The organism is Rhizobium sp. S163, assembly GCF_030380805.1.
Classification (GTDB): Bacteria; Pseudomonadota; Alphaproteobacteria; order Rhizobiales; family Rhizobiaceae; genus Rhizobium.
In genome coordinates, this window is the sequence record NZ_JAUDSA010000018.1 from 1 (window position 1) to 26,239 (window position 26,239).

General features: G+C 62.3%; 28 protein-coding genes, 1 tRNA gene, 1 rRNA gene and 1 pseudogene. 13 read left to right on the plus strand and 18 right to left on the minus strand.

All coding sequences use genetic code 11. From position 1 onward, the window contains the following. A 5S ribosomal RNA gene (gene rrf, locus QTL96_RS15460) occupies nt 1–86 on the plus strand; the annotation flags it as partial. Nucleotides 87–330: 244 nt separating this feature from the next. After that, nucleotides 331–407, plus strand: a tRNA-Met gene (locus tag QTL96_RS15465). A gap of 308 nt (nt 408–715) precedes the next feature. On the opposite strand, the gene QTL96_RS15470 is transcribed toward QTL96_RS15465, so the two are convergent. The 6 genes from QTL96_RS15470 to QTL96_RS15495 all read right to left on the minus strand — a co-directional run bounded on the left by QTL96_RS15470 (nt 716) and on the right by QTL96_RS15495 (nt 7,805). Then, nucleotides 716–1,936: an alpha/beta hydrolase gene (locus QTL96_RS15470; protein ID WP_289728325.1), complete on the minus strand. Its 1,221-nt coding sequence runs from the start codon at nt 1,934–1,936 to the stop codon at nt 716–718. Between the two features lie 178 nt (nt 1,937–2,114). Continuing rightward, a complete protein-coding gene (locus QTL96_RS15475; protein WP_113012385.1) occupies nt 2,115–3,098 on the minus strand; it encodes an oligopeptide/dipeptide ABC transporter ATP-binding protein in 984 nt (327 codons plus the stop codon). Continuing rightward, complete coding sequence (locus QTL96_RS15480; protein ID WP_047506489.1) at nt 3,091–4,098, minus strand: ABC transporter ATP-binding protein; 1,008 nt, start codon at nt 4,096–4,098, stop codon at nt 3,091–3,093. The genes QTL96_RS15475 and QTL96_RS15480 overlap by 8 nt, the downstream gene beginning before the upstream one ends. 13 nt (nt 4,099–4,111) lie before the next feature. Further along, entirely contained in the window at nt 4,112–5,029 is a 918-nt protein-coding gene (locus QTL96_RS15485) for an ABC transporter permease subunit (RefSeq protein WP_112945010.1), read from the minus strand. Beyond that, nucleotides 5,026–5,949 (minus strand): ABC transporter permease subunit, encoded by a 924-nt coding sequence (locus QTL96_RS15490; protein ID WP_289728326.1) that lies wholly within the window; start codon nt 5,947–5,949, stop codon nt 5,026–5,028. The genes QTL96_RS15485 and QTL96_RS15490 overlap by 4 nt, the downstream gene beginning before the upstream one ends. 275 nt (nt 5,950–6,224) lie before the next feature. Further along, nucleotides 6,225–7,805 carry a peptide ABC transporter substrate-binding protein gene (locus tag QTL96_RS15495; protein WP_112945008.1) on the minus strand — a complete coding sequence of 527 codons (1,581 nt, stop codon included), beginning with the start codon at nt 7,803–7,805 and terminating at the stop codon, nt 6,225–6,227. 487 nt (nt 7,806–8,292) lie between these two features. Here QTL96_RS15495 and QTL96_RS15500 point away from each other — a divergent pair, with 487 nt between their 5' ends. Beyond that, the gene (locus tag QTL96_RS15500) at nt 8,293–8,748 is read left to right on the plus strand and encodes a GFA family protein (RefSeq protein WP_289728327.1); all 456 of its coding nucleotides are present in this window, start codon (nt 8,293–8,295) and stop codon (nt 8,746–8,748) included. A gap of 286 nt (nt 8,749–9,034) precedes the next feature. Here QTL96_RS15500 and QTL96_RS15505 read toward each other — a convergent pair whose 3' ends face one another. From QTL96_RS15505 to lepA, 3 genes are read right to left on the minus strand one after another with little or no spacing between them, the layout of a single operon-like run. Then, nucleotides 9,035–9,334, minus strand: coding sequence for a CcdB family protein (locus tag QTL96_RS15505; RefSeq protein WP_289728328.1), 300 nt, complete (start codon nt 9,332–9,334; stop codon nt 9,035–9,037). Beyond that, entirely contained in the window at nt 9,335–9,565 is a 231-nt protein-coding gene (locus QTL96_RS15510; protein WP_112945005.1) for a type II toxin-antitoxin system CcdA family antitoxin, read from the minus strand. Nucleotides 9,566–9,622: 57 nt separating this feature from the next. Next, entirely contained in the window at nt 9,623–11,458 is a 1,836-nt protein-coding gene (gene lepA / locus QTL96_RS15515; RefSeq protein WP_026283110.1) for a translation elongation factor 4, read from the minus strand. Between the two features lie 139 nt (nt 11,459–11,597). Between lepA and QTL96_RS15520 the strand changes: the two genes are divergently transcribed. Both QTL96_RS15520 and QTL96_RS15525 read left to right on the plus strand, forming a co-directional pair. Next, the gene (locus tag QTL96_RS15520) at nt 11,598–12,167 is read left to right on the plus strand and encodes an XRE family transcriptional regulator (protein ID WP_289728329.1); all 570 of its coding nucleotides are present in this window, start codon (nt 11,598–11,600) and stop codon (nt 12,165–12,167) included. A gap of 121 nt (nt 12,168–12,288) precedes the next feature. After that, nucleotides 12,289–12,807 carry a GNAT family N-acetyltransferase gene (locus QTL96_RS15525; RefSeq protein WP_289728330.1) on the plus strand — a complete coding sequence of 173 codons (519 nt, stop codon included), beginning with the start codon at nt 12,289–12,291 and terminating at the stop codon, nt 12,805–12,807. Nucleotides 12,808–12,828: 21 nt separating this feature from the next. Here the strand turns inward: QTL96_RS15525 and QTL96_RS15530 are convergent, their stop codons facing one another. Next, nucleotides 12,829–13,296 (minus strand): truncated hemoglobin, encoded by a 468-nt coding sequence (locus QTL96_RS15530; RefSeq protein ID WP_289728331.1) that lies wholly within the window; start codon nt 13,294–13,296, stop codon nt 12,829–12,831. Between the two features lie 624 nt (nt 13,297–13,920). Here QTL96_RS15530 and QTL96_RS15535 point away from each other — a divergent pair. The 4 genes and pseudogenes from QTL96_RS15535 to QTL96_RS15550 all read left to right on the plus strand — a co-directional run. Continuing rightward, nucleotides 13,921–14,079, plus strand: a pseudogene (locus tag QTL96_RS15535) (riboflavin biosynthesis protein RibD); the annotation flags it as partial. 136 nt (nt 14,080–14,215) lie between these two features. Further along, a complete protein-coding gene (gene recF, locus QTL96_RS15540; protein ID WP_018899087.1) occupies nt 14,216–15,340 on the plus strand; it encodes a DNA replication/repair protein RecF in 1,125 nt (374 codons plus the stop codon). Continuing rightward, nucleotides 15,337–16,164 (plus strand): molybdopterin-synthase adenylyltransferase MoeB, encoded by an 828-nt coding sequence (locus QTL96_RS15545; protein ID WP_289728332.1) that lies wholly within the window; start codon nt 15,337–15,339, stop codon nt 16,162–16,164. Before recF ends, QTL96_RS15545 begins: the two co-directional genes overlap by 4 nt. Continuing rightward, nucleotides 16,161–16,634 (plus strand): GNAT family N-acetyltransferase, encoded by a 474-nt coding sequence (locus tag QTL96_RS15550; protein WP_289728333.1) that lies wholly within the window; start codon nt 16,161–16,163, stop codon nt 16,632–16,634. Before QTL96_RS15545 ends, QTL96_RS15550 begins: the two co-directional genes overlap by 4 nt. Here the strand turns inward: QTL96_RS15550 and QTL96_RS15555 are convergent. Beyond that, the gene (locus QTL96_RS15555; RefSeq protein ID WP_209232172.1) at nt 16,631–17,632 is read right to left on the minus strand and encodes a D-glycerate dehydrogenase; all 1,002 of its coding nucleotides are present in this window, start codon (nt 17,630–17,632) and stop codon (nt 16,631–16,633) included. The genes QTL96_RS15550 and QTL96_RS15555 overlap by 4 nt on opposite strands. 183 nt (nt 17,633–17,815) lie before the next feature. Here QTL96_RS15555 and QTL96_RS15560 point away from each other — a divergent pair, with 183 nt between their 5' ends. After that, nucleotides 17,816–18,355 (plus strand): SH3 domain-containing protein, encoded by a 540-nt coding sequence (locus tag QTL96_RS15560; protein ID WP_018899091.1) that lies wholly within the window; start codon nt 17,816–17,818, stop codon nt 18,353–18,355. Between the two features lie 115 nt (nt 18,356–18,470). Here QTL96_RS15560 and QTL96_RS15565 read toward each other — a convergent pair whose 3' ends face one another. Next, the gene (locus tag QTL96_RS15565) at nt 18,471–19,463 is read right to left on the minus strand and encodes an adenosine kinase (protein WP_112435968.1); all 993 of its coding nucleotides are present in this window, start codon (nt 19,461–19,463) and stop codon (nt 18,471–18,473) included. 429 nt (nt 19,464–19,892) lie between these two features. Between QTL96_RS15565 and QTL96_RS15570 the strand changes: the two genes are divergently transcribed. Further along, nucleotides 19,893–20,837 carry an AEC family transporter gene (locus tag QTL96_RS15570; protein WP_289728334.1) on the plus strand — a complete coding sequence of 315 codons (945 nt, stop codon included), beginning with the start codon at nt 19,893–19,895 and terminating at the stop codon, nt 20,835–20,837. Between the two features lie 68 nt (nt 20,838–20,905). Here the strand turns inward: QTL96_RS15570 and QTL96_RS15575 are convergent, their stop codons facing one another. Beyond that, entirely contained in the window at nt 20,906–21,481 is a 576-nt protein-coding gene (locus QTL96_RS15575) for a cytochrome c family protein (protein ID WP_112822261.1), read from the minus strand. A 158-nt stretch (nt 21,482–21,639) separates the two neighbouring features. On the opposite strand from QTL96_RS15575, the gene QTL96_RS15580 reads away from it, so the two are divergent. Next, nucleotides 21,640–22,395, plus strand: a complete 756-nt coding sequence (locus QTL96_RS15580; protein WP_289728335.1) for a 3-deoxy-manno-octulosonate cytidylyltransferase — start codon at nt 21,640–21,642, stop codon at nt 22,393–22,395. A 10-nt stretch (nt 22,396–22,405) separates the two neighbouring features. After that, a complete protein-coding gene (locus QTL96_RS15585; protein ID WP_018899097.1) occupies nt 22,406–23,266 on the plus strand; it encodes a prephenate dehydratase in 861 nt (286 codons plus the stop codon). A gap of 46 nt (nt 23,267–23,312) precedes the next feature. Here the strand turns inward: QTL96_RS15585 and QTL96_RS15590 are convergent, their stop codons facing one another. From QTL96_RS15590 to QTL96_RS15610, 5 genes are all read right to left on the minus strand, one after another. Next, complete coding sequence (locus tag QTL96_RS15590) at nt 23,313–23,681, minus strand: VOC family protein (protein ID WP_289728336.1); 369 nt, start codon at nt 23,679–23,681, stop codon at nt 23,313–23,315. Between the two features lie 96 nt (nt 23,682–23,777). Continuing rightward, a complete protein-coding gene (locus QTL96_RS15595; RefSeq protein WP_289728337.1) occupies nt 23,778–24,026 on the minus strand; it encodes a hypothetical protein in 249 nt (82 codons plus the stop codon). Nucleotides 24,027–24,078: 52 nt separating this feature from the next. Next, nucleotides 24,079–24,783, minus strand: coding sequence for a YafY family protein (locus QTL96_RS15600; RefSeq protein ID WP_047506525.1), 705 nt, complete (start codon nt 24,781–24,783; stop codon nt 24,079–24,081). A 9-nt stretch (nt 24,784–24,792) separates the two neighbouring features. Further along, nucleotides 24,793–25,752, minus strand: coding sequence for an NAD(+) diphosphatase (gene nudC, locus QTL96_RS15605; RefSeq protein WP_289728338.1), 960 nt, complete (start codon nt 25,750–25,752; stop codon nt 24,793–24,795). Beyond that, entirely contained in the window at nt 25,749–26,159 is a 411-nt protein-coding gene (locus tag QTL96_RS15610) for an HIT family protein (protein ID WP_111563253.1), read from the minus strand. The genes nudC and QTL96_RS15610 overlap by 4 nt, the downstream gene beginning before the upstream one ends. Nucleotides 26,160–26,239: the final 80 nt, after the last annotated feature.

Below are 26,239 nucleotides of genomic sequence, written 5' to 3' on the forward strand. Positions count from 1 at the left end.
CGTTCCCATTCCGAACACGGCCGTGAAACGCCCCTGCGCCTATGGTACTTCGTCTTAAGACGCGGGAGAGTCGGTCGCTGCCAGGTCTGCTAAACGCAACATAAATCTTCTCATCACGACAAACGGCCATGGCCGAAACAAAAGGGCCGCCTAAAGCGGTCCTTTCTGCTTTCCAAAGGCCGAAATGCAGAGCAAAATGAATGGGTGAGGCATCTGAAACAAGGTGCGTCCCTTACAGGAACAAAACCCAATAGGGTTTTGCTCCGGTAGAAGGCATAACCGCATAGCGGTTACGCCGCCGCGCCAAAACCCAAAGGGTTTTGCGCTGGACGCGGGGTGGAGCAGCCCGGTAGCTCGTCAGGCTCATAACCTGAAGGCCGCAGGTTCAAATCCTGCCCCCGCAACCAATCTTCCTTTCCCAGAACCTCAACGTTATCACTGTCGCGAAGGCTTCATTTTCGCTGGCGATGATAGATCCTCGTCATCAGGACCATAGTCTAAAGGCGGAGGGTCTAAGCCCGACAGCGCATCTAAATTCTCCCGGAATGCATAAGACAAGTACGAACCAAGCCCGCTTCACGCGGGCTTTTTGGCGTTTGCAGCACACGCATTGGCAACGCCGCACGAGGCGCGGCGATTGAGAAGGTCTTCAGCTCGATAGGAGTTCTCAAGCCACGGCTCCGGCTTCCGCCCTCAAGCCCAGCGACCACCGGCGTCACTGCGTCAGCTGCTGTTCCCTGAGGTCGCCCTGCAGCGTCTCGTCGGCTGTGGTCGGTTTCTTCTTCTTCGGCGGATGCATCATCGGCGCCTCGATGATCGTTGCCGGCACCGCCACCGCTGTGGCCGCCACGGTACCGATATTGGTGACCGTCCCCCCAACCACCGCAGTGATGCCCTGCCCGAGCGTCACATTGCTGTCGGTGAGCGGCTGGCCGGTCATCAGGCGTTGGCCGATCAGCTGCACGATCTCCGGGCTCTCGGCGAATTTGCCGTGGTTCAGCCGGTCGTTGCTGTTGACCTTGGTGAGGTCGATCGCGGTGATGCCAGCCTCTTCCAGCTTGGTGCGATAGGGTTCGACCGTCGGGTCGATGGCGCCGAGGCGCGAAACGCGGCCGGTGATGAAGCTCGAGAAGGCGAGCGCCCGGTCGTCCTGCGATACAAAGATCGTGAATTTTGGCCGCGGCGTGCCCATCTCGGCATATTGCTTGGCGAAGACCTGGATGTCGATGTCGGGCGAGGCCAGGATGACATCGCGGATCTTGCCGTTCAGGTGCCCGTCGCGAATGCCCATCTGCCTGAGCGATTCCATCGTCAGCCACGTGCCCATGGAGTGCGCGAGAATCGTGATGTCCTTGACATTGGGATCGTTGACCAGCGTCCGGAGCGCCTGCTCGAGCGCCGTGCGCGAATAGTTGGTGCTTTCCTTGTCGTATTCGTAAGCGGTGATCTGCGCGCGCGACGGCCATGTGAAGAGGATCGGCGTCGCGTCCATCTTGCTGTCGTTGACGATCTGCGCCAGACGGAAGACCGAATCCTCATACTTGTTGTTGAAGCCGTGGATGAAGACCAGCGCGTGGCCGTTGTGCATGTGCTGGCTGAGCCATGAGCGCCCCTCCTTCACCGTGGCGATCTGCTGGACGCCGGTGACGGCGAAGTCGGTGGCCGGGTTCGGCGGCAGGCGCTTTGGCCATTGCACGGTGCCCGCCTTGCGGTTCGGCGGAATGGAGACTTCGACGGCGGTCAGCGATGGCTTGGGGCTGCGCTCGCCGTTGAAAAGCGTCGCCGGATCGCCGGATGGTTCGCGTGTGGTTGCCACCAGCATGTCGACGCGGGTCGTTTTCGGGGTTGCCGCCGTCAGCGCCACGGGCGTCATCACGCCGCTTGGATGGCCACAACTGGTCAGCAGCAGCATGACAACGAGAAACCGTACGCGCATGAACCCCTCCGGTCTGATGGACGCACCATAGAGCAACCGGCGCTGGAGGGAAGCCCGCAAGACTACGCAATGACCACAGTATGGTGCTTGAGCAGGTGATGATATGCGCGCTGTTGCAGGACGCACACGGTTTGCGGGAAGCGGGCGGCCACGCACAGAGGTCGTGGCCGCCCGGATATCAACGCTCGATATGGTAGCAGGCGGCCGTCTGGCCGGGCCTGACCTCTTCCGTTGGTGGCATCTCGGTTCGACAGATGTCCGTCGCCTTCCAGCAGCGTGGTGAGAAGACGCACCCCTTTGGCGGGTTCAGCGGCGATGGCGGGTCACCCTGCAGGCGGATACGCTGGCGTCCGCGCGCCAGTTTCGGATCCGGGATCGGGGCCGCCGAAAACAGCGCCTGCGTATAGGGATGCGCCGGCTTGTCGAACACCGTCGCGCAATCGCCGGCTTCGACCACCTTTCCGAGATACAGCACCAGCACGTCGTCGGAGATCAGCCGCACGACCGAGAGATCGTGGCTGATGAAGATCAGCGTCAGGCCGAACTCCTTGCGCAGCTTGCGCAGAAGCGTGATCACCTGTCCCTGGATCGACACGTCGAGTGCCGAGACAGGCTCGTCGCAGATGATTAGCTTCGGCCGCGTGATGACGGCCCGGGCAATGCCGATGCGCTGCGCTTGGCCGCCCGAGAACTCGTGCGGATAGCGGTTGATCATTTCGGGCACGAGGCCGACGGCGGCCATGATCTCCTGCACTCGCTCGGCGCGCTGAGCGCGGTTGAGCTTAGGTTCGAACACCGTCAGCGGCTCGGCGATGATGTCGCCAACCGTCATGCGCGGGTCGAGCGATGCGATCGGATCCTGGAAGATGATCTGCATGTCGCGGCGTGCGGCCCGCATCTCCTCGTCCGAGAGGTCGAGCAGGTTGCGCCCCTGCCAGAGGATACGACCCTTCTGCGCCTTCAGGAGCCTGAGGATCGAGCGCCCGAGGGTCGACTTGCCGCAGCCAGATTCCCCGACGATACCGAGCGTACGGCCCTCGCTGAGATCGAAGCTGACATTGTTGACGGCGGTCAGCGTCAGCGGCGGCTTGAAGAAGCCCTTGGAGGGTACGTCGAACTGGGTCGTCAGGTTCTCGACCCTGAGAAGTGATCGTTCAGCCATTGGTCAGAACCTCCTCGAGGCGTGGGAAGGCATGGAAGCAGGCCGCGAGATGACGCGGCGCCTGCACATCGAGGCGTGGCGCGGCGTCGATGCAGTCGTTCTGCACGAGCGGACAGCGCGGCGAGAAGCTGCATCCCTTCGGCAGATGCTGCAGGTTCGGCGGCCGGCCGGGAATGACGGCGAGCTGGTCGACATCCTGGTCCGGTCGCGGGATCGAGGCGTGGAGTGCCGCCGTATAAGGGTGCGCCGGGTTCTCGAACAGCTCGTCCACCGGCGCCTCTTCGACGATGCGCCCGGCATACATGACTGCCACCCGGTCGGCGAGCCCGGCGACGACGCCGAGATCGTGGGTGATCATCACGAGCGCCGTGTTCATCTCGGCCGTCAGATCGTTGAAGAGATCAAGGATCTGCGCCTGGATCGTCACGTCGAGCGCCGTGGTGGGCTCGTCGGCAATCAGGAGCTTCGGCTTCGTCAGCAGCGCCATGGCAATCACGATACGCTGGCGCATACCGCCGGATAGCTCGTGCGGATAGAGGTTGAAGCGCCTGGATGGGTCGGGGATCCCCACGCGCTTCAGCATGTCCAGCGCCTCTGCCGAGGCCGCACGTGCCGTGAAGCCGCGATGTACTTCGAGCTGCTCCGTCAGCTGTCGGGAGATCTTGAGCGACGGATTGAGCGCGGTCATGGGGTCCTGAAACACCATGGCCATGTCCTTGCCACGCACATGGTCGAGCTCGCGCGGCTTCAGCGCCAGCACGTCGCGCCCTTCGAGAAGCGCCTGTCCGCTGGTCCGGCCGTTTTTCGCCAGCAAGCCCATGATGCCGAGAAAGGTCTGGCTCTTGCCGGAGCCGCTTTCGCCGACGATCGCGATGCGCTCGCCGCGCTTGACGGTGAGGTTCATGTTGGAAACGGCCTTCACCTCGCCCTCGGGCGTGCGAAAGCTGATCGAGTAGTCCTTCAACTCCAGAAGGGTGTCGTTCTTGATGTCTTTTTGCATGTCAGCGATCCCTTCAACGGTCCCTTGGGTCGAACGCATCGCGCAGGCCGTCGCCGATAAACAGCAGGCTGAGCAGAAGGGCGACGAGGAAGCCGGCCGGGAAGACGAGCAGCCACGGCATGCTCTCCATGGCATCGGTGCCCTCGGAGATCAGCGTACCCAATGAGGTCAGAGGCTCCTGCACGCCGAAGCCGAGATAGGAGAGAAAACTCTCCGTCGCGATGATTTCGGGCACGGTCAGCGCCGCGAAGATGACCACGGGTCCAACGAGATTGGGAATGATGTGCCGGGTAATGATCTTCAGCGGCTTCTGGCCGGAGGCGCGCGCCGCCTCGATGAATTCGCGCTGCTTGAGCGACAGCGTCTGCCCACGCACGATGCGCGCCATTGTCAGCCACTCCAGCGCGCCGATCGCCGCGAAGAGCAGATAGACATTGCGGCCGAAGATCACCATCAGCAGGATGACGAAGAGGATGTAGGGGAAGGCGTACATGATGTCGACGAAGCGCATCATGACGGCATCCACACGACCACCCATGTAGCCGGAGATGGCGCCGTAGAGCACGCCGATGACGACGGAGACAAGCGTCGCCGTCAACGCCACGGCCAGCGATACGCGGGTGCCGTAAAGCACGCGGGCAAGCAGGTCGCGGCCGTTCGGGTCGGTCCCGAAGTAATGGCCGTCGGCAAACGAAGGCGGTGCGCGGAAGGCGGCCCAATCCGGATCCTCGTAGCCGAAGGGAATGAGGTAGGGGCCGATAAAGGCGACAAGCACGAGCAGCGTCAGAACGATGATCGAGGCCACGGCCGCCTTGTTGCGACAGAGGCGTCGCAGCGCGTCGCGGGTGAGCGAACGGCTGACGGGGCTGAGACCCTCGGCCTCCAGCAGTTCGGCGGCGAGCAGCTCTCTCTTTGCGGGGTTGAGGATCATCGGTTTCTCACTTTCGGATCGAGCCAGGCATAGGCGATGTCGACGAGAAGGTTCAGGAACACGATCAGCACCATGTAGAAGATGACCGTGCCGAGAACCATGCCGTAGTCGCGGTTCAATGCGGCGTTGACGAAGTAGCGGCCGATGCCGGGCAGGCCGAAGACGCTTTCGACGACCAGCGAGCCGGTCAAGAGATAGCTGGCCGCCGGGCCGAGATACGAAACGACGGGCATCATCGCCGGCCGTAGCGCATGGCGCATGACGGTCAGCCGCGGGCCGATGCCCTTGGCCTTGGCGGTGCGGATGAAGTTCTGGCCCATCACCTCGATCATCGAGCCGCGGGTGATGCGCGAGATGCGCCCGGCATGCGGCAGCGCCAGGACGACGACGGGCAGCACCAGGAATTTCAGCGATCCGTTGCCCCAGCCGCCGACGGGCAGCCACTGCAGGTGAATGCCGAAGACCAGCTGCAGGATCGGCGCGATCAGGAAGTTCGGCAGCACGACGCCCACCAGGATCAGCGCGCCCAGAATGTAATCCGGCGCCTTGTTCTGGTAGAGCGCCCCAAGACAGCCGACGGCGACGCCGATGATGATTGCCAGCAGAAAGGCCGCCGTGCCGATGATGAAGGTGTAGGGCAGGCCGATCATGATCTGCTGCGCGACGGTGAAGTCTTCCGACGCGAAGGAGGGACCGAGATCGCCCTTCAGGAGATCGCCGACGTAATAGAGATATTGCTGGATCAGCGGCTTATCGAGATTGTAGTGGGCCGCCAGATTCTGGAGGATCACGGGTGGCAACGGCCTTTCGCCATCGAACGGCCCGCCTGGGGCCAGTCTCAGAACGAAGAAGCAGGCTGTCACGGCGATCCACATCACGGGGATCGTCGACAGCAATCGACGGAATGCATAATTGACCATGGTGGTGACGGTCTTTCCTGCGCCGGGTCTTTCGCATCATCGTGATCAGTCGAAACTGGTTCGGGCGGATGCGAAGGCAATAGTGTGGGAAAGGACCCCTCCCAACCCTCCCCACAAGGGGGAGGGCTTAACCCAGCCGATCCGCCGAGGCGGGATTGGGGCAGGGTTGGCGCGGCAGGTCTTCTCCCCCCTTGTGGGGGAGATGGCCGGCAGGCCAGAGAGGGTCTTTCTCAAGATGCAATCACCCCCGGGCAGGGTGAAGACAATGCCTCTCTCTATTCCTTGATGGACAGCCAGCGGGTGCGGTGGATGTCCTGGATGTTGTCGACGAAGCCTTCGATCTTCGGCGAGACCACGTTCTTGGAAACGTAGTAGTAGATCGGCAGCGCGGCGCTGTCGTCGAGCGCGATCTGCTCGGCCTTCTTGAACATCTCCGCCCGCTTCGTCAGATCGGTTTCGGCATTGCCGTCCTTGATCAGCTTGTCGTAGTCGGCATTCGACCAGCGGCCATAGTTCATCTGCACGCCGGTGACGAGCAGATTCAGGAAGTTGTCCGGATCGTTGTAGTCGGCGAGCCAGCCGGCGCGGCCAACCTGCACGTCGCCGCGCTGCAGCTGGTCGTAGTGCACCTTGGTTTCGGCGTTGATGAGTTCAACATTGACGCCGAGCGGCTTCCACATGGCGGCGATCGCAACGGCGATGCGCTTGTGGTTGTCGTTGGTGTTGTACTTGAGCTGCAGGGTGAGCGGCTTGTCCGGTCCGAATCCGGCTTCCGTCAAGAGCTTTTTGGCCTCTTCGACCTTCTGCTTGTAAGGCTCATCCTTCCAGGAGATGTAGGCCGGCTCGCCGTAATTGGCGGTGCCCGGCGGCACCCAGGAGTAAGCCGGCAGTTCGCCGGTGCCGAGGATCTGCGGTCCGATGACCTCGCGGTTGATCGCCATCGAAAGCGCCTGGCGCACGCGCTTGTCGGCGGTCGGGCCCTTCTGCGAGTTGATGACGTAGTAATAGAGGCCGGAGAACGGCGCGACATGCGCCTGGCCCGGCAGGTTCTTCTTCATCCACTCGTACTGGTCGGTCGGGAAGTCGGTGAGGATGTCGAATTCGCCGGCGCGGTAGCGCTTCAGAGCGGCTTCCTGGTCTTCGAGCACGAAGAACTTGGCGCCATCGATCTTGACGTTCGCGGCATCCCAATACTTGTCGTTCTTCTTGGTCGTGACGTGCGAGCCTGGAATCCATTCCGTAGGCGTGTACGGACCGTTGGTGACGATGTTGCCGATCTTCACCCAGTCGGCGCCCTTGGCGTCCACGACGTGCTTGGGCAGCGGATAGGCCGTGTAGTGCATCAGCGCGTTGAGGAAGTAGGGGGTCGGGTTTTCAAGCGTGATCTCGAGCGTCTTGTCGTCGATCGCCTTGACGCCCAGCTGGCTGAAATCGGTGATCTCGCCCTTGTTGATCTTCTCGGCATTCTTGATGGTGAACTGTAGATAGGCGTAGTCGGCAGCGTTCTTCGGGTCCATCAGGCGCTGGAAGGCGAACACGAAGTCGCCTGCGGTCACCGGGTGGCCATCGGACCACTGGATGCCGTCGCGCAGCTTGAAGGTATAGACCTTGCGGTCGTCCGAGATCGTCCAGCTCGCGGCCTGGCCGGCGACAGGATTGTCATGCGCGTCCTCGGTCACCAGACCTTCGAAGATGTCGCCGGCAATGCGGTTTTCCCAGTCGCCGGAGAGCTTCTGCGGATCCAGCGATTGCGGGTCGCCGCCATTGTGGATGTTGATCGTCGCCGCATGGGCGGAGAATGCCAGCAGCGAGCCAAGCACTGCGGAGGCAAGAATTTTCTTTGTGGGGAAGTTCATGTGGGGGCCCACCTTTCTAGGCTTTTTAGCGCCTTTTATTCGTCGTTGTTCCCTTGGTGACCTGTTACGTGCAAGTCAACGCGCAACCTATCGTAAAGGTCGGCCGTTGCAACCCCCAAAACGAAAGCTGCGAATAGTGGGGAAAACCGGGTGAAAAGACTGCCTATTAGCCGGTTAAAAGTCGATATGTCGCGCCAGGCATAGCGTCTGCGCTAGGGATTACCCGTATGTCGGCCGGAGCCTAAATACGGATGTAGACAATCAGTGATTGAAAATGCGTGCGCGTCGGTCAACGCACCCGTCGGTACGGATATGTCGCGGCCGCGACAGATTATTTCGCATTTTCAATGAGGCAGGATGGGCGATCTGAGGACAACTATCTCGTCCCGCAGGTTGAGAGTTCATCAGGAAGCGCATTTATTCAACCGATCCTCTTCATCTCCGCCCACGGGGCGCTATCATCTCAACCGGAATCAGGGAGATAGAGATGAGCCAGTTGAATTTGCCGAGCGAAGGTGGCTGCCGCTGCGGTCGCGTGCGATTGAAGATCAGCGCCAAGCCGCTTTTGACCATGGCCTGCCACTGCACCGGCTGCCAGACCATGTCCTCGAGCGCCTATTCGCTGAGCGCGGCAATCCCCTCCGATGGCTTCGAGATCACCAGCGGCGAACCCGTCATCGGCGGCCTCCACGGCGCTATGTCGCACCACTATTTCTGCCCGCACTGCATGACCTGGATGTTCACGAAAACGGAAGGCATGGAGTGGTTCGTCAACCTGCGCCCGACCATGCTCGACGATGTCAGCTGGTTCACACCCTTCATCGAGACCTGGACCCGCGAAAAGCTGCCCTTCGCCAAAACCGGTGCCGTGCACAGCTACGAAGCGCTGCCGGAGATGCAGGATTACGAACGGCTGACGAACGACTATATGACGCAGGGCTAGAAGGTATTCGAGGACAGCGAGCGGTTATACAATGCACGACATCGGTTTGAGGCAGTGCGCCTCACGACGGATAGCGTCAAGTAATAGCCTGGAAATATAAACGATGGACTGGTTCCTCATAATCTTCCTTCCGTTCAAAATCATCGTGCTGGGAACGGGCATGTTCTTCGCCATCAAGTGGCATCGCGATCAAGAGAAGAACAAGAAATAACAAGACCGGCGGACCTTAAGCGTCCGCCGATCTGCTGCCGATGCAGGATCACGAAAGATATATCGAAAACGACGCCTAGAAGCCCTGGAAAAGGAAATCCAGCGCTGCCGTGATGTCGTCGCTTCGCGACGAGAGATCAGCCACCTCCGCGCCGATCTCCGTCAGCGGAATGGACGCCATGCGCTGGGTCGCCATCACATAGGTTCGGCCATTCACTGTAACGCGTGGATTGAGCCGCGAAATCGCCCAGGACATACCTTCGATATTGTGAAGCGGCGCCATCACCCGCGATGGGAGGTCATCAAGAAAGTCGCTCTGCAGGTCGATCGCAAGAACATCGTCTCCCTTGAGCCGGTACACGCGGAAGCGCGCCATTCAGAACTGCCGGTACTTGGCAAAGGGCAGCCCATGCTTCTCGACATAGGCGTTTTCTTCCGCGATCGCCTCGGCGTTCTCGATCAGCCACAGCCGTTCGCGCTCGCTTTTGATGGCACGCCTGAGGCCGTCTTCGGCGGCCTTGGAAACATTGAGGTTCAGCTCGCGCGCCTGCGAGACGAGCTCGCTGTCGAGCGACAGGTTGGCGGCCTTGCGACGGGTCTGAGGCATGATCGATCTCCTGATATGCGCATATGATATGCGCATATCAGGCAGAAGCAAATAGCCTCAGTCGTCCTTCATCTTCAGCGCGGCAATGAAGGCTTCCTGCGGAATGTCGACCTTGCCGAACTGCCGCATGCGCTTCTTGCCTTCCTTCTGCTTGTCGAGCAGCTTGCGCTTGCGTGATGCGTCGCCGCCATAGCACTTGGCGGTTACGTCCTTGCGCATTGCCGAGATCGTCTCGCGGGCGATCACGTTGCCGCCGATCGCAGCCTGGATCGGGATCTTGAACATGTGCCTGGGGATCAGGTCCTTCAGCTTCTCGCACATGTCGCGGCCGCGCTTTTCGGCAGCCGTACGGTGCACCAGCATGGAGAGCGCGTCGACCGGCTCGCCATTGACCATGATCGACATCTTCACGAGGTTGCCCTCGCGGTAATCGGCCAGGTGATAGTCGAACGAGGCATAGCCCTTGGAGATCGACTTCAGGCGGTCGTAGAAATCGAACACCACTTCGTTGAGCGGCAGCTCGTAGGTGAGCATTGCGCGCTTGCCGACATAGGTGAGCTCGGTCTGGATGCCACGACGGTCCTGACAGAGCTTCAGGATACCGCCGAGATAATCGTCAGGTGTCAGGATGGTGGCCTTGATCCAGGGTTCGCGGATTTCGGAAATCTTGACGACATCGGGCATGTCGGCCGGGTTGTGCAGCTCGCGCTCCGAACCGTCGGTCATGGTCAGCTGATAGACGACCGAAGGGGCGGTGGCGATCAGATCGAGATCGAACTCACGCTCCAGGCGCTCCTGGATGATCTCGAGATGCAGAAGACCGAGGAAGCCGCAGCGGAAACCGAAGCCGAGCGCCGCGGAGCTTTCCATTTCGAACGAGAAGGACGCGTCGTTGAGGCGCAGCTTGCCCATGGCAGCGCGCAGATCCTCGAAATCGGCCGCATCGACGGGGAAGAGACCGCAGAACACGACAGGCTGCGCCGGCTTGAAGCCCGGCAGCGCCGTCGCCGTCGGCTTCTTGTCCTCGGTAATCGTATCGCCGACGCGGGTGTCGGCCACTTCCTTGATCGAGCCGGTGAAGAAACCGATCTCGCCCGGGCCGAGTGAATCAACCGCCAGCATCTTCGGCGTCAGCACGCCGACGCGCTCGACCTGATACTTGGCATCCGTGCCCATCATGCGGATGGTCATGCCCTTGGAGAGCACACCGTCGAGAATACGCACCAGAACCATGACGCCGAGATAGGTGTCGTACCAGCTGTCGACGAGCAGCGCCTTCAGCGGGCCCTTCTCGCCGGCTTCGCTCTTCGGCGCCGGCAGCTGGTGCACGATCGCCTCCAGCACATCGGGAATGCCGAGACCGGTCTTGGCCGAAATCAGCACGGCCTGGGAAGCGTCGATGCCGATCACTTCCTCGATCTGTTCCTTGATTCGGTCGGGCTCGGCCGCCGGCAGGTCGATCTTGTTGAGGACCGTGACGAGTTCGTGGTTGTTGTCGATCGCCTGGTAGACGTTGGCCAGCGTCTGCGCCTCGACACCCTGGGAGGCGTCGACGACGAGCAGCGAGCCCTCGCAGGCCGACAGCGAACGCGAGACTTCATAGGCGAAGTCGACGTGGCCGGGCGTGTCGATCAGGTTCAGGATGTAGGTTTCGCCGTCGTTCGCCTTGTAGTGCAGGCGAACGGTCTGTGCCTTGATGGTGATGCCGCGCTCGCGCTCGATATCCATCGAATCCAGCACCTGCTCCGACATGTCGCGCTCGGCAAGGCCGCCGGTCGACTGAATCAGGCGGTCGGCCAGCGTCGACTTGCCGTGGTCGATATGGGCCACGATCGAGAAGTTGCGGATATGGTCGAGGGGCGTGCGGGTCGAATTGGTGCTCATGCGCCGCATATAGCAGCGCATCCCCTTGCCGCAAAGCGGAAAAGCAGGGTTTCGTTTACGATAAGTCGCGCCGTCAGGCGGCGAAAATAGCGCTTGATTCCACGATTGAACCATGCATTTCTATTATAGTGGAAATATGGATCGGATAATGGAACAGGAACTCGAAACCGCGATCGGCGTCAGGATTCGCAGGCTGAGAACTGATAGAAACCTGAAGCTCGACGATCTCGCCACCGCCTCCGGCGTCAGCCGGGCGATGATCTCGCGCATCGAGCGCGGCGAGGCGAGCCCGACGGCAGCGCTGCTCGCCCGCGTTTGCGCCGCACTCGGCCTGTCGCTTTCGGCCTTCTTCGCGGAGGAAGGCGAGGCCGCGCCGCTGCTGCGTCGGCAAGACCAGCAGGTCTGGCGTGATCCGGAAACCGGCTACATCAGGCGCGCCGTCTCACCGCCGGGCACCACGTCGGATGTCGATATCGTCGATGTCGAGTTCCCGCCTGGCGCCCGCGTCAGCTTTCCGCCGCATGCGGCCGCCAGCGGCATGACCCAGCACATCTGGCTATTCGACGGCGAGATGGAGATGACGACCGGCGACAACACCGTGCATCGCCTGCTTCCCGGCGATTGCCTGTTCATGCCCTTGGCCGAAGGCCATGTCTTCCATAATCCCGGCCCCGCGCCGGCCCGCTATTGCGTCGTGCTCGACCGCCGCCGTCACTAGCGCATCGGCCCGAAAATCGGAATCGATTTTCGGAACGCTCGATGCGTAGATTCAAAGAGTTAGAGCGTCCTTTGTGCTTCCATTCGGGCGCAAGGCGCTCCAGTCAATCTCAGGAGACCCCATGACCACCATCCGCCTGCTCGACGCGACAGAGGCGCGCGCCGCAATACCCGATCTTTGCGATGTGCTCGTCGATTGCGTCGACGGCGGCGCCTCCGTCGGCTTCATGCAGCCCTATACGCGTGAGGATGCAGAACCCTACTGGCAGGCCGTCGCCGAGAGCGTCGCCTCAGGAGCCACCCTACTGTTTGTGGCAGAGATTGAGGGCAAAGCGCTCGGCACCGTGCAGATCGGCGCCGCCCAGATGCCGAACCAGCCGCACCGCGCCGATCTGAAGAAGCTCCTCGTCCACCGCGCCGCCCGCGGCAAGGGCCTCGCGCGCCTCCTGATGCGCGCCGCCGAAGAGGAAGCCGCGCGTCGCGGCAAGACCATTCTCGTGCTGGACACAGCGACCGGTAGCGATGCCGAGGCGATCTATCCCCGGCTTGGCTGGGAGCGCGTCGGCGTCATTCCGGATTACGCCCTCTGGCCGGAAGGCGGCTTCTGCGCCTCGACCTTCTTCTACAAGCGTATTGCCTGATCTCGGGCAGGCCCGGCGATCTCAGCCCTTCGTCAGCCTGGGATCGTCGAGCGCGGGATTATAGAACAGCGAGAGCGTCAGGCTCCTCGCGATCCGCTCGGCCGTCGCCATGAACCATGCCTTCGCCTCGTCGGAGGGGGCGATATCGTCAAGCGTCGCGGAAAACAGCGCCAGCCATTGCGGAAAAAGCTCCGGCGTTATGTTGGCCACGCCGACATGCGCCTGCACCGGCTTGCCGCCATAAGCGCCGCTGCGAAAGGCGACGGAGGACCAGAAGCTCTTCATCTTCTCCATATGCTCCGGCCATCGCCCGGAAAGTCTGGCATCGAACACCGGCCCAAGCGTGGGATGCGCGAGCACACGCCCATAGAACGTCTCGACCAGACGATCGATAAACGCCGCATCGACCCCCATGCCCGCCATCTCCGCCTCGGCCCGCTCCCGCATCGCCGCCGAATGCGCCGCTCGTCCCTGTATCTCGCTATCCATCGCAAAATCCGTTCCGCCGCGTTCCTGCGGCACGCCTCATATAAGCGCACGCCCGCTGCCGTGAAAGCCGCTGCGACGCAATGCCATCGCTGCCGTCTCCGCCGTGAATCACGCGGCTTCCTGCATGAGGGGACATTGGAGGTGACACAAGTATTGACGATCAAACACTTACGCAAAATCCAGGCGCTGATTGTCCCCGCGTCGAAAACCCCGCCCTACACTATCGGCGTCCCGTCATCGGATACACCGGCAGGCGTGCCGGCGAGGCGGGATCGGCGCGGGGCGTGAGGGTGAGACGCAAAATCTCACGGTCCGGGTCCGCGGAAAATGATCTCCCTCCGGTGACGGCGGGTCCTGTCGCAAGACGGGCCTGAGTTGAGCCCGGACGTGCCTGTGAGGCACACATGGTTCCGCCGCGAAGTTGGGCGGAAAGGCAGAGAGATCGGAGTCGCGGATAAAAACCGCCGAACGGGGCGCTGGGAAGCGCCATACTTTACTTACTCAATCGAGGTGATTTCCAGCGCCCCGTCCGAGTGAAGTTTGCATGGTGAAGACACGGGTGAGAGCCGCGTGGGGTTTTGGTGTGTCTTCGAGGATGTGATGATCAAGATGTGTTGCCGTGTGTTACCCCCCTCTGCCCTGCCGGGCATCTCCCCCACAAGGGGGGAGATCGGCAAGTGGCTTGCTCCCCAATCAAACAATGAAGGTAGAGCGAGCGACCGCGCCCAGCCAATCTCCCCACCTGTGGGGGAGATGCCCGGCAGGGCAGAGGGGGGTATCCCACGGCACGACGCTCAATACCTTGCCGCCACACTGCAGGCCGCTAAACATCCACTCCTCGCAACTCGCCGAAGCCCCACACCCTTGCCATCCGCGCCCATAGCGCTTAGCTCTCAGCCGTCACGAATCCGGATAAAGCATGCCCCACAAGGTTTCCCTGTCCCGTCTCAAGCTCACCGACTTTCGCAATTATGCGTCGGCCGGTTTGCAGTTGGATGGCCGGCATGTGGTGTTGGTGGGGGATAATGGGGCCGGCAAGACCAATCTGATGGAGGCGGTGTCGTTTCTGTCGCCGGGACGGGGCATGCGCCGGGCCACCTATGGCGATGTCACCCGCGTCGGCGCCCATGGCGGCTTCACGATCTTCGCGGCCCTCGACGGTATGGATGGCGAGGTCGAGATCGGCACCGGGGTCGACGGCAACGACGAGAGCACGTCGCGCCGTCTGCGCATCAACGGCACGCCGGCAAAGACCGCCGACGAGCTCACCGATCACCTGCGCCTTCTCTGGCTGACGCCCTCGATGGACGGCCTCTTCACCGGCGGCTCGTCCGAGCGTCGCCGCTTTCTCGATCGCCTTGTGCTGTCGCTCGATCCCGCCCATGGCCGCCGCGCCAGCGATTTCGAGCGCGCCATGCGCAGCCGCAACAAGCTGCTCGACGAGCGCCGCTTCGATCCCTCCTGGCTCTCGGGCATCGAGGAGCAGATGGCAACGCTCGGCATCGCCATGGCCATGGCCCGCCAGGAGATGCTGGGCCTGCTTGTCCGCCTCATCGAGGAAACCCGCGAGACTTCGCCGTTCCCGTCGGCCTCGCTTGATCTCGCCGGCTTCATGGATGGCCAGTTCGATCGCCCTGCCGTCGATCTCGAGGATGAATACGCGGCACAGCTTGCCGAAAGCCGCTACCGCGACGCCGCCGCCGGCCGCACGCTGGAGGGGCCGCACCGCGCCGACCTGCTCGTCCGCCACCGCGACAAGCGCATGGAGGCGGCGCGCTGCTCGACCGGCGAGCAGAAGGCGCTGCTGGTCGGCCTGATCATGGCGCACGCCCGTCTCGTCGCCAATCTCACCGGTCATGCGCCGATCCTGCTGCTCGATGAGATCGCCGCCCATCTCGACGAAAACAGGCGCGCCGCGCTCTTCGATCTGATCGACGCGCTCGGCGGCCAGGCCTTCATGACCGGCACCGATCGGTCGATGTTCGCAGCGCTCGGCGATCGGGCGCAATTCTTCACCGTTGCCGATGGAAAGATATTCGAATGACCGACACTTTCCCCGCCGCCAAGGGCCATGCTAGCATCGCGCCCATGGAACCGTTGAGCCCGGAAGAAATCGCCCGCTACCAGCGCCACATCCTGCTGCCTGAGATCGGCGGCGCCGGCCAGCAGAAGCTGAAGGCGGCGCGCGTGCTCGTCATCGGCGCCGGCGGCCTCGGCGCCCCCATCCTGCAATATCTCGCGGCAGCCGGCGTTGGCACGCTCGGCATTTCCGATGACGACCGGGTGTCGCTCTCCAATCTGCAGCGCCAGGTCATCCACGATTCCGGCACGATCGGCGAATTGAAGACGGAAAGTGCCGCCTTCGCCATCGCAAGGCTCAATCCGCACGTCCGCGTCATCCGCTTCGAGGAGCGCTTCTCCTCAGATAGCGCCCGCCGCCATCTCTCCGGCTTCGATCTCGTCATCGACGGTTCGGACAATTTCGACACACGCTACACCGCTGCCGACGCCGCCGAAGCGGCGCAGTTGCCGCTGGTAACCGGCGCCGTCGGCCGGTTCGATGGCTCGGTCACCGTGCTGAAGCCCTATGAGGCCGCTGCCGATGGCGTGCTCAATCCCACCTACCGCGACCTCTTCCCGGAAAAGCCGCCGGAAGGCTTGATCCCCGTTTGCGCCGAGACCGGCGTCATCGGCGCGCTCACGGGCGTCATCGGCACGCTGATGGCGATGGAAGCGATCAAGCTCATAACCGGGACCGGCGAGCCGCTGGTCGGCCGCCTGCTGCTCTATGATGCGCTTGCGGCACGCTTCGACACCATCCGCTACAAGCGTCGGCGCGCCAAACAGAGCCAAAGCCAGGCATCGTGACCATCCTTCGCCTCGATGCCGATTTCGCCCGCTGGGACGAGCTTCTCGCGCTCATCCTGTCGTCCTTCGCTTACATGAACGACCGCATCGACCCGCCATCCTCGGCGCTCAAGTTGACGGTCGAATCTCTGGCTGCCAAGGCGCAAGCCGAGATCGCCTATGTCGTGATCGAAGAGGGCGCGCTTGTCGGCTGCATCTTCCTGCGGCCCGAGGCGGATTGCCTCTATGTCGGCAAGCTGGCGGTGGCGCCGGCTGCCGAACGGCGCGGCATCGGTCGGCGGTTGCTGACTATTGCCGAGGACACGGCGCGCACACTCTCGCTGCCGGCGCTGCGGTTGGAAACACGCATCGAGCTTACCGAAAACCACGCTGTCTTCGGCCGTTGGGGCTTTGAAAAGACCGCCGAGAACGCCCATCCGGGCTTCACCTGCGTCACCTCGATCGAGATGCGCAAGCGCCTGCCAGCTTAACGCCCCGGCAGCACCCGGTTCGGCGGGCGGTGGCCGTCCATGAAGGCGCGGATGTTGATGATCACCTTGTCGCCCATGTCGATACGGCCCTCGATCGTGGCAGAGCTCATATGCGGCAGAAGCACCACCTTGCCCTCGTTGGCGAGCTTGATCAGCTTCGGATTGACCGCCGGCTCGTTCTCGAACACGTCGAGCCCGGCGCCGGCAAGCTTGCCTTCCCTGAGCGACTTGATCAGCGCCGCCTCGTCGATCACGTCGCCGCGCGCCGTGTTGACGAGATAGGCCGTCGGCTGCAGCAGCGCGAGACGCCGCGCCGAGAGCAGATGGAAGGTCGCCGGCGTCGACGGGCAGTTGACCGATACGATGTCGACGCGCGCCAGCATCTGGTCGAGGCTTTCCCAATACGTCGCCTCGAGCTCGTCTTCCGTCGTCGCCGTCACCCGCTTGCGGTTGTGATAGTGAATGGAGAGGCCGAAGGCCTTGGCACGGCGGGCAACGGCGGTGCCGATCCGGCCCATGCCGACAATGCCGATCCGCTTGCCGTGAATGCGCCGTCCGAGCATCCAGGTCGGCGACCATCCGGCCCATTCGCCGGGCCGGTCGGTCAGCACACGCGCACCTTCGCCAAGCCGGCGCGGCACGGCGAGGATCAGCGCCATCGTCATGTCGGCGGTATCCTCGGTGAGCACGTTCGGCGTGTTAGTGACGGTGATGCCCTTGCGGGCGGCGGCCTCGACATCGATGTGGTCCGTGCCGTTGGAGAAACTGGCGATCAGCTTCAGCTGCGGCCCGGCCTCGTCGATCAGCGCCGCGTCGATCCGGTCGGTCACTGTCGGCACCAGCACGTCGGCGCTCTTCATCGCTGCCGCCAGCTGCGCGGTGGTGCGTGGCGTGTCGTCGATGTTGAGCTCGGCGTCGAATAATTCGCGCATGCGCGTTTCGACGGCATCCGGCAGCTTGCGGGTAATGTAGACCTTCGTTTTTTTCTTTGTCGTCATATCCTGGAGCTGCTGCCTTGTTCAGAGGTCCTTAACCAAGACGCGGGATAATTTTCCCGTTCCGGGGAATTTCTACCAGACCCGTACGCGAAGACAAACAAAACTCGTTGAGCGTGCGCGGGAATGTCGAGGTCCGGAAACCAGGCGGAGGAACCGCCTGGATTTTAGCGAACGGAAATCGTCATGCGCAGCACAGTCCTGAAATCATGCCTCGCCCTCGCGTTGGGCTTTGTGCTTTCGGCCGGCACCGCCGAGCTTGGCTATGCCCAGGCGGCGAAGGGTCCGAGCGGCCTGCCGCTGCCGCGCTTCGTCACGCTGAAATCCAAGCGCGTCAATCTGCGCATCGGCCCCGGCACCGACTATGCCGCGTCGTGGATGTATCTGAAAGCCGGCCTGCCGGTGGAAATCATCCAGGAATATGACAACTGGCGCCAGGTGCGCGATGCCGATGGCACCGAGGGCTGGGTCAACCAGTCGCTGCTGTCGGGCTCCCGCGCCGCCATTGCCGCCCCCTGGATGAAGGGCAAGGGCAAGAGCGTCTTCGTCAACGTGCGCCGCGAGGCCCAGCCATCCGCGACTGTCGTCGCCAAGCTGGAGCCCGGCGTGATGATGAACATCGGCGAATGCACCGGCGACTGGTGCCTCGCCAAGATCGACGGCGCCGAAGGCTGGGTGGCACAGTCGGAAATCTGGGGCGCCTATCCCGGAGAGGCCTTTAAGTAAGGCCGATCCAGGCGAAGCCTTCAAGTAAGTGAGGCCTTCAAATAAGAGAAGCCTTCAACGGATTGAAGGCTTCCAGATAAGTCAGAGGGCAGGTACGCCAGAGGTAAGTCAGGCCTTAGAGAAGACCCGCCTGCTTGCCGGCCTCGGTGAGCGACTTCATCGGGCGCGGTCCGATTTGCTGGATGACGATACCGGCCGCCAGGCAGCCGAGCTTGCCGCAATCCTCGAGCGTCCGCCCCTGCGTGTAGCCGTAAAGGAAACCCGCCGCGAACAGATCGCCGGCGCCGGTCGTGTCGACAAGCTCCTTGATCTCGATGGCGCTGACATAGAAGCGCTCGCTGCCCTTCAATATGACGGCACCCTCTTCGCTCATCGTCACCGCGGCGATCTTGCAATCCTGCGCGATCTTGACGAGCGCCTCTTCGAAATCCTCGGTCTCGTAGAGCGCCAGTGCTTCCTGCTTGTTGGCGAACACGATGTCGACGGTGCCTGTCCGCATCAGGTCGAGAAACTCGTCGCGGTAGCGGCCGACGCAGAAGCTGTCGGAAAGCGTCATCGACATTTCGCGGCCGTTCTCATGGGCGATACGGGCGCAATCGCGGATCGCTTCCTTGGCGCGCGGCGGATCCCAGAGATAGCCTTCGAAATAGGTGACCTTCGACTGCGCCACGACCTCGGGCTCGACATCCTCCGGTCCGAGTTCGACGCAGGCGCCGAGATAGGTGTTCATCGAACGCTCGCCGTCTTCTGTCACGAAGATCATCGAGCGGGCGGTCGGCGGGAACTTGCCCTTCGGCTGCGTCTGGTAGTGCACGCCCTGGGCGCGGATGTCGTGTGCGAAAATCTCGCCCAGCTGGTCTTCGGCGACCTTGCCGAAATAGGCAGCCTTGCCGCCGAAATTGGCGATACCGGCCGCCGTGTTGCCGGCACTGCCGCCCGAGGCTTCCAGCGCCGGGCCCATGTGGTTGTAGAGCAGTTCGGCGCGCTCGGCATCGATCAGGTTCATCGCTGCCTTGGTGATCTTGTGATCAATGAGGAACTGGTCGTCGCAACGCGCGATGATATCGACGATGGCGTTGCCGACAGTCAGTACATCGAATTTGGTCATGAAATGGGAGGTCCCGGTTTTGGTGATAGCCGGTAGTCGGTCTTAGCGAATTTTCAGCCCATGGGAAGCAGAAATGCCGGATTTGCGGCCAATCCTTTCGCAAAAATGCCGCGTGGACGTCATTCGCCTGTCATTTTGGCTGGCTATATCTTCCATCAACAAGATCGGCATGGACGGCTTTAGGGCAGTCGCCGATCAAGAAGGGCCCGGCAAGTAAAACGATGCCCTTCGACGATACCGGTGCGACGCTGACCACGGATGAACTGGCAGCATGACCAACCGGCAATCCGGCAGGACCGGATGCGGAAAAGCGGGCCGAACCCCGCTTTTTTTGCGTTTGCGCCAAGGCTCGATGTCATTCCGGTTTGTCAGCGCGAACAGTTTGCTGTTAGACCTTTGATATTCCATGCAATAGGCAATCCGTCCCCGATGTCCGCCATCTTTCTCGACGTTCTTCCCATCTTCGTGATGATCCTCATCGGCTGGCTGATCGTCAAAGTGGGGTTGATGAAGGCGGAGGTCGGCGATGCCTTGAGCGACTTCGTCTTCAAGATCGCCGTGCCGTTGCTGCTCTTCCGCACCATCGCCGAAGCGGACTTCAAGGGCGCGTCGCCCTTCCGGCTCTGGATCGCCTACTTCTCCGGCGTTGCCATCACCTGGACCGCCGCCCATATCGCCGCCACGCGCTTCTTCGGCCGCGATGACCGGATCGGCGTGCTTGCCGGCGTGTCGTCGGCCTTTGCCAACACCATCTTCATCGGCCTGCCGCTCGTTCAGCGCACCGTCGGCGACAAGGGCCTCGTGCCGCTGTCGATCCTGATCGCCGTGCACCTGCCTGTCATGATGATCATCGGCACCATTCTGATGGAGCGCGCCGAGCACAAGATCGCCGGCGGCCCTGGCCGCAGCATCGTCGCGGTGCTGCGCCAGATCGCCAGCAATCTCGTGCGCAATCCGCTCGTCATCGGGCTCGCTGGCGGCGCCCTCATGCATCTGCTCGGCTGGACCATGCCGATGCCGGTCGAACTCGTGGTCGATCAGATCGCCGGCGTATCCGGCCCCGTCGCCCTGATCTCGCTCGGCATGGCGCTGCAGCAATACGGCACCTCGGGCAATGCCGGCATCGCCAGCGTCACCTCCGCCTTCAAGCTGCTGCTCTTGCCCGCCTGCGTCTGGACGACCAGCCACCTGCTCGGTCTGGAAAGCGATTGGACCGCCGCACTCGTCCTGATCTCGGCGGTCCCGACAGGCGTCAACGCCTGGCTGATCGCCAACCGCTTCGGCGTCGGCCACAGCTTGGCCGCCTCGACGATCACGCTGACGACGGCACTCGGCGCCATCACCGTCTCCTTCTGGGCCTACCTGCTCGGATAATCGAAATACCTGAAACGAAAAAGCCCGGCGCATCGGCCGGGCTTTCGCATTTCATGCAATGGATGATCTCACTGCGTCGCCGAATCAGGCGCGTTCGGATCCGGCAGCGGCACCGGCGAATCGGCCAGCGTGTGCAGGTAGAGGATCACGTTGGCGCGGTCGGTGTCCTTCTGGAGGCCGGCAAAGCCCATCGCCGTTCCGGCAATGTACTTCTTCGGCGCGGCCAAGAAGTGGTTCAGGTGATCGAAGGTCCACTTCTCGCTGGCGCCCTTGGAAAAATCCTTCATGGCGGCGGAATAGGCGAAACCTTCATGCGAGCCGATCGGACGATCTACGACACCAAAGAGGTTCGGCCCGACCTTGTTCGGTCCCCCTTTCGTGCCGTCATGACAGGCCTGACACTTCTTGAAGACCGTTTCGCCGGCCTTTGCGTCGGCTTTCGCAAGCAGCTGCGCGATCGGCACGGCGGCAGCCGGAGCAGCGCCACCGGCATCGGCGGCCGAAGCTTCCTCGGCTACAATGGCAAAGCCCTCTTTCTCCGGATTTTCCGAATGAAACAGGCTTTCCGAAGCGATGGATACGGACATCAGGACGAAAACCGTCCCAAGTAGCGCTCCCACCGCCGTATTCACGTAAGAATTCATCTGTGATGCTCCCCCCTCACAGCCGGCAGACATAAAACCGGTCTGTCACTTGAAATCGAGCGAAACCTATGTCTTTTGGCTAGTTCTTGCAACAGCCGAACACCTCGGCAGCATGAGACTTTTTGACACCTTTCCGCCCGGAAATGAAGGCCTGAGCAATGGCAAGTCCAAATTTAGACAACGTACTCGTCCTCATTCCGGCCCGCATGGCATCCACCCGACTGCCCGGAAAGCCGCTCGCCGACATCTGCGGCAAGCCGATGGTCATCCAGGTGGCTCTTCGAGCGAAGGAGGCCGCGATCGGCCGCGTGGTCGTAGCCGTCGACGAGCAGGAAGTGTTCGACGTGGTCGCAGCCGCCGGTTTCGAGGTCGTCATGACCGCCAAGGCGCACCAGTCCGGCTCCGACCGCATTTACGAGGCGCTGACCAAGGTCGATCCCGAAGGCCGCATCGAATATATCGTCAACGTCCAGGGTGACCTGCCGACGATCGAGCCGGAAACGGTGCGCGCATCGCTGCGCCCGCTGGAAGACGCCGAGGTCGATATCGCCACGCTGACGATCGCCATCGACAACGAGGAAGACAAGACGGCGCCGCATATCGTCAAGGTGGTCGGCTCGCCAATGTCCGAGACCCGCATGCGGGCGCTCTATTTCACGCGGGCGACGGCCCCTTATGGCGAAGGCCCGCTCTATCATCACATCGGCCTTTACACCTATCGCCGCGCGGCACTGGAGCGCTTCGTATCGCTCGGGCCCTCCACGCTCGAAAAGCGCGAATCGCTGGAGCAGCTGCGGGCGCTGGAAGCCGGCATGCGCATCGATGTCGAGATCGTTGACACCGTTCCGCTCGGTGTCGATACTCCCGCCGACCTTGAAAAGGCGCGGCGCATTCTTTCCGCACAAGTGAAGTAACGGATCTCCCATGAGCATCAAGACCAACAAAATCGCCTTCCAGGGCGACTTCGGCGCCAATTCCGACATGGCCTGCCGCGACATGTTTCCTGATATGGAGCCGCTGCCGTGCCAGACCTTCGAGGATGCCTTCGTGGCGCTCGAAAGCGGCGATGCCGATCTGGCGATGATCCCGATCGAAAACACCATCGCCGGCCGCGTCGCTGATATTCACCACCTACTGCCGGAATCGCGCCTGCACATCATCGGCGAGTATTTCATGCCGATCCGCTTCCAGCTCATGGTGCTGCCGGGCGTCACCAAGGACGAGGTCCGCACGGTCCACAGCCACATCCACGCGCTCGGCCAGTGCCGCAAGATCGTCCGCGCCAACGGCTGGAAGGCCGTGGTTGCCGGCGATACGGCGGGTGCCGCCAAGCTGGTGCAGGAAACCGGCGACCGCTCGATGGCAGCGCTCGCGCCGCGTCTGGCCGCCGACCTCTACAAGCTCGATATCATTGCCGAAAACGTCGAGGACACCGAAGACAACGTCACCCGCTTCGTCATTCTCTCGCGTGACGAGAAGTGGGCCGAGCGCGGGGCGGCCGAAGAGAAGCTGGTCACCACCTTTGTCTTCAACGTCCGCAATATTCCAGCAGCGCTCTACAAGGCGCTCGGCGGCTTTGCCACCAACAGCATCAACATGACCAAGCTGGAAAGCTACCAGCTCGGCGGCAAGTTCGTCGCCACCCAGTTCTACGCCGACATCGAAGGTCACCCCGGCGACGCCAATGTCCGCCGCGCGCTGGAAGAGCTGCAGTTCTTCTCCGAGAAGGTACGCATCCTCGGCGTCTACAAGGGCCACCCGATGCGGGGCCTGCTGCAGAAGTAACGAAAAAGGGCGCCTCGGCGCCCTTTTTAATGCTCAGCAATGACGCTTACTTATCCGGCTCACAAACCCGCAACCGATGCCCATCCGGATCGAGCACCACGAACGTCGGACCGAAGTCGAGATCGGTCAGGTCCTGAGCGATCGGCAGGTGGCGATCGCGCCAGTCGCGGTAAAGGTTGGAGACGCCGTTTTCGCCAGGAACCATGAAGGCGATCTCGGCGCGGCTGCCGATCGCCGATGGTTGCGGCACGACGCTGCTCAGCCGCCACAGGCCGAGCGTGAAGCCGCCATCGAGCGCGAAAGCCACGAAATTGGGGGCTGATGCGACCGGCTCGCGGTTGAGGAGCGCCTTGTAGAAGCTGGCGCTTGCGGCGGGATCGCGGACATAGAGAATGATGAGATTGGGGCTGTTCATGATGGTGTCCCTCTGCGTGAAAATGACGTGATGATGCGAACGCCGCTGGGCTTGCCGGCAGCGGTCAAAAGCGTGATTGAAATGTAAGCGTGTCGGTTACCGCTCGCGGTCGCGGCTGTCCCAGTCGATGACGCCGATATCGCGCCTCAGGTTTTCCGACATGGATTGCGGATCGAGACGCGGCGCGCCGGCCCGTCCCATGCTATGCGCCATGCCGCGCGATGCATTCTGCATCATCCTCAGCATCAGCGACTGCGGATACCAGGTGTCGGAGCTGGCCTCGTCGGAACGGTGGTTGCCGCGCGTCGTCTGGCCCATGGTCTGGGACGTGTTCGGGCTCGTCATGGCAGGTCCTCCTGTTTCGATAGGACCTATACTAGACTCATATGCTGTCAGTTTATGGCAGTAGTGTTTTCTGTTCTCGCGGTGCGATTTCGCGGTCGCTCCACTCCTGCAGCAGCACGGCGCGGCGGCGCGGATAGCGCGTTTCCTGCGGGATCATTTCCACGATGCGATCGGTGCGGAAATGCCGGTAATCCTGTCTGAGCTCGCACCAGGCAACGATCATCCGAACCTGCTCGGTATAGCTGATGGCGAAGGGCCAGACATTGCGGATGGAGACCGCGCCGCCCTCGTCGGTATAGGTGAGCTTCAGCACCCGCTCGCCGCGGATCGCCTTGCGGATCACGCCCATGTCGGCCTTGCTCGATATTGGCGGGCGCATGTGGATGAGGAGAGGGGATGTTTCGATCTCATCGCGGATCTCGCGCGGCAAAACGTCGGCGATCTTGGCGAGTGCATCGGCGCCCGCTGCCGCCAGCCTCGGATCGGCCGCCCGCGCCACCCAACGCGATCCCAGCACCAGCGCCTCGATCTCGTCTTGCGAAAACATCATCGGCGGCAGCATGAAGCCGGGTCTGAGGATGTAGCCAAGCCCCGGCTCGCCCTCGATCAGCGCCCCCTGCGCCTGCAGACTGGCAATGTCGCGGTAGAGCGTGCGGATGCTGACGCCGGTTTCCTCGGCCAGCACCGCGCCGCTCACCGGCCGCCGGTAACGGCGCAGCGTTTGCAGCAGTGTCAGCAGCCTCTCGGAGCGTGCCATTCTATTGGCCTATTTCTTCCACTCCACCCAGTCGCGCATCAGGCGGTGGGCGATGGCGCCCTTCGGCGGCGGGGCGCTGCCGTTGGCGCCGGGACGCTCGAGCATCTCGATCGTCTCCTCGCGGGTAAACCAGCGGCAGTCCTCGAGCTCCTGCTCGTCGCGGTTGATGTCGCGTGACTTGGCCTCGGCGTAGCAGCCGATCATCAGCGTGTGCGGCATCGGCCAGGGCTGGGAGGCGTGGTAGCGGATGCGCCCGGTGCGGATGCCGGATTCTTCCAGCGTCTCGCGGCGCACGGCATTCTCGATGGTTTCGCCGGGCTCGACGAAGCCGGCGAGACAGGAATACATGCCCGGCGCGAAATGCGGACCGCGCCCGAGCAGGCAGAGATCGCGCTCCTCGTCGATGGTAAGCATGATGACGACAGGGTCGGTGCGCGGGAAGATCGTGTGCTGGCAGGAGGAGCAGACGCGCTTGTAGCCGCCGATATGCATGTCCATGCCGGAGCCGCAGCGACCGCAGAGCCGGTTGTCGCTATTCCAGCGGATCAGGCTGGCGCCCTGCGCGAACTCGCCAAGCAACACGTCGTCGAGCAGCATGTCGCGATAGAGCGAGCGGCCGTCGGCGGGCTTGTATTGGCTGGACAACTCTTCTTCCGGCACGGCGACCGGCACCGCCAGCCTCGGCTCGCCGGTCTTGCGGTAGCCGAGCAGGATCGTCTCGTCCCAGTTGGGCTTGAGATCGGTCAGCTCGTAGCGCGCAAACAGCGGGTCGAGCACCTGGCCGTCATGCTTCAATACAAGCTTGTCGCCGGTGAAAGCGAAAATATGGGTTCCATCCTTGGCGAGCGCCTCGTCCACCGAGTTTTCGTTGCGATGCTCGGAATCGCGGATCAGGTCGTTGGCGGCGAATGCCGTCAGATTGCTGGGCTCGGGATGGGGTACATCCGTCTCGAAAAGCGAACGGCTCATGATGAAAGGGCTTCCCGCATCGTCTCTATGAATTGGTCTCGTTTCGCGTCCTCATAGGCCTCCGCCTTGCCGTAGCCCCAGATCGGGCCGGGCCAGTTCGGATCACCTTCGAAGCGCGCGACGACATGAACATGAAGCTGGCGGACGATATTGCCAATAGCCGCGACATTGATTTTTGTCGCCCCGGTCACCTTCTTCAAGGCGGTCGACGCCAGTTCCGTCTCGAAGGTCAGCATCACCTGGTCGAGCGGCGTCAGCTCGAAAATCTCGGTGATATCGGCGCGCTGCGGCACGAGGATCAGCCATGGCCAGCGACAGTCCCTGGCGAGCCGGAAGTCGCAGAGGCCCGTTTTCAGGATACTGATGCTGTCATTGGCCAGCCGGTGGTCGAGTTTGAAAGCGTCCAACGGGTATTCCTCCAGAGTTTTCCATAGGCTAGCAGTTTTTTCGGAGCTTGGCTTGCTTTTGATCGCGATATTGCCGATAT